General features: G+C 68.5%; 8 protein-coding genes and 1 pseudogene. 7 read left to right on the top strand and 2 right to left on the bottom strand.

Annotated features, from left to right (window positions below):
* The 4 genes and pseudogenes from QWY76_RS08975 to QWY76_RS08960 form a co-directional block, all read left to right on the top strand.
* Positions 1-453: pseudogene (locus tag QWY76_RS08975) on the top strand (formaldehyde dehydrogenase, glutathione-independent); the annotation flags it as partial.
* A 572-nt stretch (positions 454-1,025) separates the two neighbouring features.
* Positions 1,026-2,744 (top strand): NADH-ubiquinone oxidoreductase-F iron-sulfur binding region domain-containing protein, encoded by a 1,719-nt coding sequence (locus QWY76_RS08970; RefSeq protein ID WP_290310814.1) that lies wholly within the window; start codon positions 1,026-1,028, stop codon positions 2,742-2,744.
* Between the two features lie 11 nt (positions 2,745-2,755).
* Complete coding sequence (gene fdhF / locus QWY76_RS08965) at positions 2,756-5,602, top strand: formate dehydrogenase subunit alpha (RefSeq protein ID WP_290310813.1); 2,847 nt, start codon at positions 2,756-2,758, stop codon at positions 5,600-5,602.
* A gap of 29 nt (positions 5,603-5,631) precedes the next feature.
* Positions 5,632-5,871, top strand: a complete 240-nt coding sequence (locus QWY76_RS08960; RefSeq protein ID WP_290310812.1) for a hypothetical protein — start codon at positions 5,632-5,634, stop codon at positions 5,869-5,871.
* A gap of 135 nt (positions 5,872-6,006) precedes the next feature.
* On the opposite strand, the gene gbca is transcribed toward QWY76_RS08960, so the two are convergent.
* Positions 6,007-7,293, bottom strand: coding sequence for a glycine betaine monooxygenase oxygenase subunit (gene gbca, locus QWY76_RS08955; protein WP_290310811.1), 1,287 nt, complete (start codon positions 7,291-7,293; stop codon positions 6,007-6,009).
* A gap of 332 nt (positions 7,294-7,625) precedes the next feature.
* Between gbca and gbcB the strand changes: the two genes are divergently transcribed.
* Positions 7,626-8,732: a glycine betaine monooxygenase reductase subunit gene (gbcB, locus tag QWY76_RS08950; RefSeq protein WP_290310810.1), complete on the top strand. Its 1,107-nt coding sequence runs from the start codon at positions 7,626-7,628 to the stop codon at positions 8,730-8,732.
* Positions 8,733-8,756: 24 nt separating this feature from the next.
* On the opposite strand, the gene QWY76_RS08945 is transcribed toward gbcB, so the two are convergent.
* Positions 8,757-9,944 (bottom strand): PQQ-dependent sugar dehydrogenase, encoded by a 1,188-nt coding sequence (locus QWY76_RS08945; protein WP_290310809.1) that lies wholly within the window; start codon positions 9,942-9,944, stop codon positions 8,757-8,759.
* A 180-nt stretch (positions 9,945-10,124) separates the two neighbouring features.
* Here QWY76_RS08945 and QWY76_RS08940 point away from each other — a divergent pair, with 180 nt between their 5' ends.
* Positions 10,125-11,165, top strand: a complete 1,041-nt coding sequence (locus QWY76_RS08940) for a GlxA family transcriptional regulator (RefSeq protein ID WP_290310808.1) — start codon at positions 10,125-10,127, stop codon at positions 11,163-11,165.
* A gap of 315 nt (positions 11,166-11,480) precedes the next feature.
* Positions 11,481-12,145, top strand: a 665-nt coding sequence (locus tag QWY76_RS08935) for a serine hydroxymethyltransferase (RefSeq protein WP_290310807.1), incomplete at its 3' end; no start/stop codon positions are given.

Below are 12,145 nucleotides of genomic sequence, written 5' to 3'. Positions count from 1 at the left end.
GAGGCGATCCTCGGCGAGCGCGAGGTCGATGCCTTCGTCGACTGCGTCGGCTTCGAGGCCCACGCCTGCGGCTGCAACCACGGCAAGGAGGCGCCGGCGACGGTGCTGAACTCCGCCATGTCGCTGACCCGCGCCGGCGGCCAGATCGGCATCCCGGGGCTGTACGTGACCGAGGACCCGGGCGCGGCCGACGAGGCGGCCAAGCAGGGCGCGCTGAGCATGCGCTTCGGGCTCGGCTGGGCCAAGTCGCACAGCTTCCACACCGGCCAGTGCCCGGTGATGAAGTACCACCGGCCGCTGATGCAGGCGATCCTGTTCGGCAAGGTGAACATCGCCGACGCGGTCAACGTCCAGATGATCACCCTGGACGAGGCGCCGAAGGGCTACGCCGACTTCGACGGCGGGGCGGCGAAGAAATTCGTCATCGACCCCCACGGCAGCGTCGCCGCTTAACGGCGGCGCGGCGAGCCGATTCGGGATATCGACCCCCACGGCAGCGTTGCCGCTTAACGGCGGCGCGGCGAGCCGATTCGGGATATCGACCCCCACGGCAGCGTCGCCGCTTGAAGGGCGGCGCGGCGAGCCGATTCGGGATATCGATCCCCACGGCAGCGTCGCCGCTTGAAGGGCGGCGTGGCGAGTCGATTCGGGATATCGACCCCCACGGCAGCGTCGCCGCTTAACGGCGGCGCGGCGAGCCGATTCGGGATATCGACCCCCACGGCAGCGTCGCCGCTTGAAGGGCGGCGCGGCGAGCCGATTCGGGATATCGACCCCCACGGCAGCGTCGCCGCTTGAAGGGCGGCGCGGCGCGCGCCCTCGCGGCGGTGTCGCCGCCTGATCGTCCCGCCCGGCCTAGCGACGGCGCCCCCCTGGGGCGCCGTCGCCTTTTGTGGCCCCCGCTTAGCCGATTGCGACATCGGCATGCCATTGGCGACGCCGGGAGCCACTCCCGGCGTTGTCAGCCCTCGGGGGTGGTGCCAACATGCGATAAGCATGCCGACAAAGATCACAACGAGTGTCCCATGACCGTTCAGACCGTGACCCCCAAGCGCCGCTTCCGCGGCAAGCCCCGAGGCCGTGAGCTCGACCCCGCCGCGCTCGACTCGCTGCGGCGGCTGTTGGGTGACGAGCGCGAGGCGCCCGAACGCCGTCGCCGCGACCTGCTGATCGAGCATCTCCATGTCATCCAGGACGCCCGCGGGCACCTCTCGCTGGCCGACCTGCGCGCGCTGGCCGCCTACATGAACCTGCCGATGGCAGCGGTCTACGAGACCGCCACCTTCTATGCCCACTTCGACGTGATCCACGACGACCAGGCTCCGCCGCCGGCGGTCACCGTGCGGGTCTGCGACTCGCTGTCCTGTCAGCTGGCCGGCGCCGCCGCCCTCAGGGCCGAGCTCGAGGCCGGCGCCGACCCGTCGCGGGTCCGCGTGCTGCGGGCGCCCTGCATGGGCCGCTGTGACATGGCGCCGGTGGTCGAGGTGGGCCATCGCCACGTCAACCATGCCACCCAGGAGGCGGTGGAGGCGGTGGTGGATACCGCCCACTTCCACCCCGAGGCGATCCTCTGGCAGAGGCTCGAGGCCTACCGTGACGCCGGCGGCTATCGCCTGCTGGCCGACTGCCGAGCCGGCAAGGTGAGCGTGGAGCGCCTGATGGAGACCCTGGAGACCGCCAACCTGCGCGGCCTGGGCGGCGCCGGTTTCCCGACCTTCAAGAAGTGGCAGTTCGTGCGGGCCGAGGCGGGGCCGCGCTACTGCGCGATCAATGCCGACGAGGGCGAACCCGGCACCTTCAAGGACCGCCACTACCTGGAGCGCGAGCCCCATCGTTTCCTGGAGGGAGCGCTGATCAGCGCCTGGGCGGTGGAGGCCGAGGCGCTCTACATCTACCTGCGTGACGAATATCCCGGCCTGCACCGGGTGCTCCAGGAGGCGATCGCCGAGCTGGAGGCCGCCGGCCTGGCCGCGCCGGGCTACATCGTGATGCGCCGCGGCGCCGGGGCCTACATCTGCGGCGAGGAGTCGGCGATGATCGAATCGCTGGAGGGCAAGCCGGGCAAGCCCCGGCATCGTCCGCCCTTCGTCGCCCAGCGCGGGCTCTTCGACCGCCCGACCCTGGTCAACAACGTCGAGACCGTCTACTGGATCCCGACGATCTGGGCCCGTGGCGCGGCCTGGTTCGCCGATCAGGGGCGCCACGGGCGCAAGGGGCTGCGCAGCTTCTCGGTCTCCGGGCGGGTCAACCGTCCCGGCGTCCACCTGGCCCCGGCGGGCATCACCCTGGGCGAGCTGATCGAGGAATACTGCGACGGCATGCCGGCCGGCCACCGGCTGGCCGCCTACCTGCCTGGCGGCGCCTCCGGCGGCATCCTGCCGGCGTCCAAGGCGGATATTCCCCTCGACTTCGATACCTTGCAGGCCGAGGGCTGCTTTATCGGCTCGGCGGCCATCATCGTGCTCTCCGACCAGGACGACCTGCGTGCCGCCGCCACCAACCTGCTGGCCTTCTTCGCCGACGAGTCCTGCGGCCAGTGCACGCCCTGCCGCGTGGGCACCGAAAAGATGCTGACCCTGCTCGAGCGTGATACCTGGCAGGCCACGGACCTCGAGCGGCTCTCCCGGGTGATGATGGACGCCTCCATCTGTGGCCTCGGTCAGGCCGCGCCCAACCCGGTGCTGGGACTGCTCAAGGACTTCCGCGACGAACTCGCCGCGCAGAACGTGATCGTGAAAGGGTAGGGAGACATGCCATGACGACCCACGAAGGCGTTAACGAAAGCTTCACCCTGACCCTGGATGGCGTGGACGTCAGCGCCCAGCCCGGGGAGACCCTCTGGCAGGTGGCCAAGCGGGCCGGCGAGACCATCCCGCACCTGTGCTTCAAGGATGCCTACGGCTACCGGGCCGACGGCAACTGCCGAGCCTGCATGGTGGAAATCGAGGGCGAGCGCGCCCTGGCCGCCAGCTGCCTGCGCGAGGCGCGCCCCGGCATGGTGGTCAACAGCGCCTCCTCGGAGCGGGCCCGCACCGCCCGGGAGGGTGTGCTGGAGCTGCTGGTCGCCGACCAGCCGGACCGCGAGTCCGGCCCCGACCGCTCGAGCCACTTCTGGGACATGGCCGACCAGCTGGCCATCGACGCCGCCGCCGTCCGCCAGTGGCTGCCGCAGCGCGACGCGCGGACGACGCCCACCGTTCATCACGTCTCCGAGCGGGACGCCTCGCCGGTGCACGACCGTTCCCATTCGGCGATGGCCGTCAATCTCGACGCCTGCATCGAGTGCAACCTCTGCGTGCGGGCCTGTCGCGAGGTGCAGGTCAACGACGTCATCGGCCTGGCCCATCGCGGGGCCGCCGCCAAGATCGTCTTCGACTTCGACGACCCCATGGGCGACAGCACCTGTGTGGCCTGCGGCGAGTGCGTCCAGGCCTGCCCCACCGGCGCCCTGATGCCGGCCACCCTGGTCGACGAGGCGGGGCGCGGCGATTCGCGGGTCGCCGATCGCCAGGTCGACTCGGTGTGTCCCTATTGTGGCGTGGGCTGTCAGCTCAGCTATCACATCAAGGACGACGAGATCCTCTTCGTCGAGGGTCGCGACGGCCCCGCCAACCACAACCGGCTGTGCGTCAAGGGGCGCTTCGGCTTCGACTATCCGCGCCACCCCTCGCGGCTGACCACTCCGCTGATCCGCAAGCCCGGGGTGCCCAAGGGGATCGATCCGGCCTTCGATCCGGCCGACCCGGGCACTCACTTCCGCGAGGCCAGCTGGGAGGAGGCCCTGGAGCTGGCGGCCAAGGGGTTGATCGACCTCAAGGCGGCCCACGGCCCGGACGCCCTGGCCGGCTTCGGCAGCGCCAAGTGCTCCAACGAGGAGGCCTGGCTGTTCCAGAAGCTGGTGCGTACCGGCTTCGGCTCCAACCATGTCGATCACTGCACCCGGCTGTGCCACGCCAGCTCGGTGGCGGCACTGATGGAGTGCATCGGCTCCGGTGCCGTGACTGCCTCCTTCATGCAGGCCAGCCAGGCCGACGTGGTGATTCTCACCGGCTGCAACCCGGCGGTGAACCATCCGGTGGCGGCGACCTTCTTCAAGCAGGCCGCCAAGCGGGGCACCAAGTTCCTCATTCTCGATCCCAAGGGCCAGGCCCTGAACGCCTATGCCCACAAGACCCTGCGCTTCACCCCCGGGGCGGACGTGTCGCTGTTCAACGCCATGCTCAACGTCATTGTCACCGAGGATCTGGTCGACCATGACTACATCGCCGAGCATACCGAGGGCTTCGCCGCCCTGGCCGAGCATGTCCAGGAGCTGACCCCGGAGGCCATGGCGCCGAGCTGTGGTGTATCCCCCGAGGCGATCCGCGAGGTGGCGAGGCTCTATGCCCAGGCCGATCGCGCCATGATCTTCTGGGGCATGGGCATCTCCCAGCATGTCCATGGCACCGACAACGCCCGTTGCCTGATCTCCCTGGCCCTGGCCTGTGGCCACACCGGCCGGCCCGGCACCGGGCTTCACCCGCTGCGAGGCCAGAACAACGTCCAGGGCGCCTCGGATGCGGGCCTGATTCCGATGGTTCTGCCGGACTATCAGCCGGTGGGCGACGCCCAGGTGCGCGCCGCCTTCGAGGAGCTGTGGGCCACCCCGCTGGAGGAGCGGCCGGGCCTCACCGTGGTCGAGATCATGGACGCCATCGCCGCAGGCACCATCAAGGGGATGTACATCCTCGGCGAGAACCCGGCCATGTCCGACCCCGACCTGGAGCATGCCCGGGCCTCGCTGGCCAGTCTCGAGCACCTGGTGGTGCAGGATCTCTTCGTCACCGAGACGGCCCAGTTCGCCGACGTCATCCTGCCCGCCTCGGCCTGGCCGGAGAAGGACGGCAGCGTGACCAACACCAACCGCCAGGTGCAGCTGGGTCGCCAGGCCATGCCCCTGCCCGGCGAGGCCAGGCCCGACTGGTGGATCATCCAGGAGATCGCCCGGCGCTTCGGCCTGGCCTGGGACTACGGGCATCCCCGTGAGGTCTTCGCCGAGATGACGCGCGGCATGCCGTCCCTCGACCACATCACCTGGGAGCGCCTCGAGCGCGAGCGGTCGGTGACCTACCCCTGTCCGGCGGACGACGCCCCGGGGGCCGACGTGGTGTTCAGCGACGCCTTCCCCACGGCCACGGGCAAGGCGAGGTTCTCGCCGACCCTGCCGCTGCCGCCGGACGAGCCCGTCGACGGCGACTACCCCACGGTGCTGACCACCGGTCGCCAGCTCGAGCATTGGCACACCGGCTCGATGACGCGGCGGGCGCGGGTCCTCGATGACCTGGAGCCGGAGGCCGTGGCCAGCCTGGCCCCGGGCGAGCTGCGGCGTCTGCGCCTCGCCCCCGGCGAGCCGGTGACCATCACCACCCGGCGTGGCGAGATCACCCTGCGGACCCGGGTCGATCCGGGGATGGCCGAGGGCATGGTGTTCGTGCCCTTCTGCTACGCCGAGGCGGCGGCCAATGTGCTGACCAATCCGGCGCTGGACCCCGATGGCAAGATTCCCGAGTTCAAGTATGCCGCCTGCCGACTGGCACCGGCGGCGGTCGAGGCGCTGTCCTGAGCGGGGCGCGGCAACAGGAGGAAACCACCATGATGATCGTCGACCTGATCGACGGGGATGACTTCCGCGACCGCCTGGTCGCCCTGGGCATCCGCATTCCGGAGGGCGCCTGCCCCGAGACCTGTGCCCGGATGGCGTTGCTCAAGCACATGGAGGTCGGGGTGCCCGGCCTGCAGGACCTGGTGCGCGAGCTGATGACCCGCACCGATGTCATGCTGCCGTCGGTGCGCGCCGCCATCGAGCGCTTCCTGCTGCCCGGCCTGCGCTGAGTCGCTCGCCTGCGACCGGCATGCTGCCCCGCCCGAAGCGATCGGGTGGGGCGTCTTGCCAAGGGGGCGCCGCGGCGGCGCCGACACGAAAAAGGCCCCGCCATTGGCGGGGCCTTTGACTGTCAGGGCGGCGAATCAGCCCTGGGCCACCTGGAGCCGAGAGTCGCTGAGCTCGAGGTTCTCCAGCATCCGTTCGCTGTACCAGTTGATGAAGTCGATCACCCCGAACTCGTAGGTCTCGGAGTAGGGGCCCGGCTGGTAGCTCTTGGAGTTGATGCCGCGCTGATTTTCCTCGGCCAGGCGACGGTCCTGGTCGTTGGTGGCGTCCCACACCTTGCGCATCTGCTCGGGATGGTAGTCGACGCCTTCCACGGCGTCCTTGTGGACCAGCCACTTGGTGGTCACCACGGTCTGCTGGGGGCCGAGCGGCATGACCCGGAAGACGAGGGCGTGGTCGCCCATGAAGTGGTTCCAGGAGTTCGGCAGATGCAGGATGCGCAGCGAGCCCAGGTCGGCGCTCTGCAGGTTGCCCATCAGCTTCTGGCAGGCCCGCTTGCCGTCCATGGTCATCGATTCCGCGCCGTCCAGCAGCGGGGTGCGGGTCAGGCGGTTACGACGGCCGAGGCGCGTGAGCTTGTAGGGTACGCACTGGGCTTCCCAGTCGGCCTGCTTGCGTGCGACCAGTTCCTTGTAGGCCGGGGTGGCGCGGGGGTCGTCGGTGTCGTCGAACTCCTGCAGGGAGTTGAGCAGTTCCGGATGAGCGCCGTTGCAGTGGTAACACTCGCGGTTGTTCTCCAGCACCAGCTTCCAGTTGCACTGCTCGACGATGCTGGACTCCACGGCGACCTTGAGGTTCTGCATGTCGTAGGGCGCCAGGTAGTGATCCAGCGTCTCGAGGAAGCCGTCGATCTCCGGGGCCTCGTCGGCCAGGCTGACGAAGATGAAGCCGCCGCCGGTGCGCACGTGAACCGGCTTGAGGCCATGGGCGGCGAGGTCGAAGTTCTCGCCCATGTCGCTGCCGGCGAACAGCAGGCGGCCGTCCAGTTCGTAGGTCCACTGGTGGTAGGGGCAGACCAGCTTGGCCACCTTGCCCTTGTCGGTGACGCACAGCCGCGAGCCGCGGTGACGGCAGACATTGTGGAAGGCATGCACTTCACCGTCGTTGCCGCGCACGATCACCACCGGGTTGTCGCCGACCTCGAGGGTGATAAAGTTCCCCTTGGTGGGAATCTCGCAGGTCATGCCGGCGAACAGCCACTCCTTCTCGAAGATCTCCTGCATGTCCAGGCGAAACAGCCGCTCGTCATTGTAGAAGGGCTGGGGAAGCGAGTAGTTCTGCGGCCGGTTGGCCAGCATCTCGGCGGTGGCCGCGCGGGCCGGGGACAGGGGGTCATCCAGGCGACCGGGGAACAAGGCATCCATCTGAACACTTCCTCTTTGCTGGGCCGCGTCGGCGGCCTTGGGGTTGTTGGAGAGTCGAACCGCGGGTCGAGCAGGCCGCGCAGAGGGGAGGCCCTGGGGCGAGTCGCAGGGAGTGTGAATCAGCGCCTGTGGGCGAGGTTGTCTTCTGGCGACGCGCGGTGATGCGCTTGCGACACGGGGCGCGGAAAAAAGTGCCGCGACTGGACGTGATGGACATGTTCGTGTCGTAGACAGGCAAGTGGCAGGCGCCGGGGATGCGCAGAATTCGCTCAACGGCAGGCGGTGGCACCGCGGTCGGAGACCTTCATGCAGCACCCCAGGCGACACTAATCATGACAATGAACTTTCTGAACCCCGTCACTACCCAGACCTGGACCAACGGTCGTCACCTGGTGCGCTGCGTCAAGGTGATCCAGGAGACCTGGGATACCCGTACCTTCTGCTTCATGGCCGAGCAGCCGGTCATGTTCTTCTTCAAGCCGGGACAGTTCGTGACCCTGGAGCTGGAGATCGATGGCGAGCAGATCATGCGCTCCTACACCATCTCCAGCTCGCCGTCGGTGCCCTACAGCTTCTCGATCACCGTCAAGCGCGCGCCGGGCGGCCGGGTCTCCAACTGGCTGCACGACCACCTCAAGGCCAACGACAAGCTGGCGGTGCACGGCCCGGTGGGCAACTTCAACATCATGGACTATCCGTCGGACAAGGTGCTGATGCTTTCCGGTGGCGTGGGGATCACCCCCCTCATGTCGATGATGCGCTGGCTGTTCGATACCAATGCCGCCGTGGACGTGGAGTTCATCCACAGCTCCCGCACGCCGAAGGATATCATCTACCATCGCGAGCTGGAGCATATCTTCTCGCGGATCCCCGAGTTCAAGCTGCACATCGTCTGCGAGCACAGCGATGAGCTGGGCGAGGCCTGGTCGGGCTTCCGCGGCTACCTGACCCAGGCGATGCTCGAACTGATGGCACCGGACTTCATGGACCGCGAGATCTTCTGCTGCGGCCCCACTCCCTACATGAATGCGGTGAAGCACCTGCTCAAGGAAAACGGCTTCGACATGAGCCGCTACCACGAGGAATCCTTCGGCGCCACGCCGCTGGACGTCCAGGAGGAGGTGATCGAGCACGCCGAGCAGGCCGAGGCCGAGGCGGGTGAGCTCGACGCGGCCGAGATGGTCACTGTCGAGTTCAGTGCCTCCGGCAAGAGCGTGAGCATCCAGCCCAACGAGACGGTGCACACCGCCGCCGCCAAGCTCGGCCTGCACATCCCCAAGGCTTGCGGCATGGGCATCTGCGGTACCTGCCGCGTGCCGCTGGCCTCCGGCGAGGTGGACATGGAGCACAACGGCGGCATCACCGACGAGGATGTGGCCGCGGGCTATATCCTGACCTGCTGCAGCAAGCCCAAGGGCGACCTGGTGGTGGAGTACTGATCACGCCGCTGGCCGAGCCCGTCGCTAGTCGGCGGGCTCGAGCCGGAAGAGCCCGCCGTCGGGCCGGTCGTTGAGCAGGTAGACGAAACCCTCCGGGCCAAGACGCACGTCGCGGATGCGCCCGATCTGGCCGTCGAGCAGCACCTCGGCTCGGCGCACTTCATCCCCCTCCACGCTCAGCCGCACGAGCCTCTCGCTGCGCAGGCCGCCGGCCAGCAGATCGCCCCGCCAGCCGGGAAAGTGCCGGCTGCTGACATGGGCCAGTCCCGATGGCGCATAGCGCCCCTCGAACACGAACAGCGGATCGCGCATGCCCGGCGCGCTGTCGCGGCCGATCGGCCGATTGGTGGCATAGTCCCTGCCGAGGGTCACCTCCGGCCAGCCATAGTTGACGCCCGCCTCGATGCGGTTGATCTCGTCGCCGGTGCGCGGCCCATGCTCGCTGGCCCAGACGGTGCCGTCGGTCGCGACACCCAGGCCCTGAATATTGCGGTTGCCCAGGGTGTAGACCGCATCGGCCACCCGCGGGTCGTCGACGAAGGGGTTGTCACCGGGAATGCCGCCGCTCTCGGTCAGGCGAATCACGCTGCCGGCATGGTCGCGGCCGTCCTGCGCCCGCTCCCCCTCGCCTCGGTCGCCGATGCTCAGCAACAGGGTGCCGTCCTGCCGCCAGGCCAGCCGTCCGCTGTAGTGATGGGAGGGTGACGAGAAACCCGACTGGGCGAAGATCTCCTCGACCTCGGTGAGCCGGCTACCGGTCAAGCGCGCCCGGCTCACCGCCGTGCCCGTCCCCCCGGGGCCGGACCTCGCGTAGCTGAAGTAGAGCCAGTCATGCTGGCCATCGCCGTAGTCGGGATGCAGCGCCAGGTCGAGCAGCCCGCCCTGGCGCCGGGCCGCCACCCGGGGCACGCCGTCGACGCGGCGGACATTCCCCTGGCCATCGATCAACGCCAGCCGGCCGGGGCGCTCGCTGACCAGGAAGCGGCCGTCGGGCAGGAAGGCGAGCGACCAGGGGTGTTCGAGCTCCCCGGCCAGGCGCACCAGGCGAACGTCATGGACCGCGCCGTCGATCCGCTCGGCAATCACCGTGGCGGCCGGGGCGTGCCCGCCGGCGACCAGCAGCAGGGCGGCGAGCCACCGCGCGCCCCGGGGATGGGGGGCGGAGGGCCTCGGGAGGGTATCGGGTCGAGGGCGAAACGGGGTGGCGGGCATGCTGGGGCGTCTCCCTGTCGCGGCCAGGTCACTGGTCACGTTCACTCTAGCAGTCCGGGCGCGACGTGGTCGGCGGGCCGGGCGTCGATCCCGTCGCCGCCCGGGGGCTTTGCTTTCCGGCCCGGCCTGCCGGACACTGGTCCCCTACGCCGCCGAGCGAGAGTGAAGAGCACCCATCCCATGAGTCATCCCCACGAGGGTGAGCCGCTGTCCATCGGCTTCGTCCTGTTGCGTCGTTTCACCATGCTGCCCTTCGCGGCCTTCGTCGACTGCCTGCGCCTGGCGGCGGACGAGGGCGACCGCAGCCGCCAGCTGCGCTGCCACTGGGTGTTCATGACCAGCGCCGGCCAGGATGCCATCTCCAGTTGCGGGGCGGCCGTCACCCCCTGCACGGCCTTCCGCGACCCGGCGGACTTCGACTACATCGTGGTCATCGGCGGGGTCCAGGACGAGCATGACGCCATCGACGAGACGGCGATCGCCTACCTGCGCCGGACGGCCGAGTCGGGCGTGCCCCTCGTCGGGCTCTGCACCGGCGTCTTCGCGCTGATCCAGGCCGGGCTGATGAATGGCCGGCGCTGCTGCGTCAGCTGGTATCACCATGGCGACCTCACCCGGCGCTTCCCCGATATCGAGCCGGTGGCCGATCGCCTGTTCATCGATGACGGCCACCTGTTGACCTGTGCGGGGGGCATCGCCTCCGCCGACCTGGCCGCGCACCTGGTGGAACGCCATCTGGGCAAGGCCTGGGCCATGAAGAGCCTGCATATCATGCTCATCGACGAGGCACGGCGCGGAGAGCATCCCCAGCCCCAGCCGGTAGTCTTCGACAAGGTCGAGGACCGGCTGGTGCGTCGCGCCATCGCCATCCTCGAGCAGCACCTCGGCGAGCCACTCGGCGTGGACGCCCTCGCCGAGCGGCTCGGCACCTCGCGGCGCAACCTGGAACGGCGCTTCCGCGAGGCGCTGGGCGTCGGTCCGCGCAAGTTTGCCCGGGACCTGCGCCTGCGCTACGGCCTGTGGCTGCTGCACTACACTGCGAAGAGCGTCACCGAGATCGGCGAGCGCTGCGGGTTCGCCGATACCGCCCACTTCTCGCGGCACTTCCGCGACGCCTTCGGCGCCACGCCGTCGGCGGTACGCAAGTCGGCGGGAGAGGGCAATGGCGCCGCGGTGGATCCCTTCTTCCTGCATATCGAGGCTCGGCCTGCGAGTCGCTAGGCGATCGGGCGATCGACGGGACAAGGGGCCGACGCCAGGGCGTCGGCCCCTTTTCTCGGCGGGTATTTGCGGAAAATACAAAAACAGCCGAAAAATAAAACTCTTTATAAACAGATATTTACTAAATATGTCGCGAACATCATCGGAAAGGTGTCGCAAACGTTCAATCTTCCCGGGGTGGAATTGGCTATCAATGACAGCCAAGGTGAGAACGCGGCGGTCGGCTGTCTTCCGCGAGGATGTCGATGTCGTTTCCAGAATACCGTGCGTTCCACTTTTTCTTAACGTTGTGAAGCCAATCCCCAGGGTGACGAAATGAACGCCAACAACCTTACAACGATCGATCCCCAGATCGCCGCCGCCATCGCCGATGAAGTGGCACGCCAGGAAGCCCACATCGAGCTGATCGCCTCGGAGAACTACGCGAGCCCGCAGGTCATGGAGGCCCAGGGGAGTCAGCTGACCAACAAGTACGCCGAGGGCTACCCCGGCAAGCGCTACTACGGCGGCTGCGAGCATGTCGATGTGGTCGAGAAGCTGGCGATCGAGCGCGCCTGTGCGCTGTTCGGTGCCGACTACGCCAACGTCCAGCCCCATTCCGGTGCCCAGGCCAATGCCGCGGCCTTCATGGCCCTGGTCGCGCCCGGCGACACCGTGCTGGGCATGAGCCTGGCCCACGGCGGCCACCTGACCCACGGCGCGGCGCCGAACTTCTCCGGCAAGTACTACAACGCCGTGCAGTACGGCCTGAATCCCGACACCGGCGAGATCGACTACGACGAGGTCGAGCGCCTGGCTCACGAGCACCAGCCCAAGCTGATCATCGCCGGCTTCTCGGCCTACTCCCGGGTCATCAACTGGCGGCGCTTCCGCGACATCGCCGACGCCGTGGGCGCCTGGCTGATGGTCGACATGGCTCATGTCGCCGGCCTGGTGGCCGCCGGCCACTACCCGAGCCCGCTGCCCCACGCCCATGTGGT

Source organism: Halomonas maura (genome assembly GCF_030409305.1).
GTDB lineage: Bacteria > Pseudomonadota > Gammaproteobacteria > Pseudomonadales > Halomonadaceae > Halomonas > Halomonas maura.
Note: the sequence above shows the minus strand (reverse complement) of the source record. Positions and strands in the feature narration are given on the sequence as shown.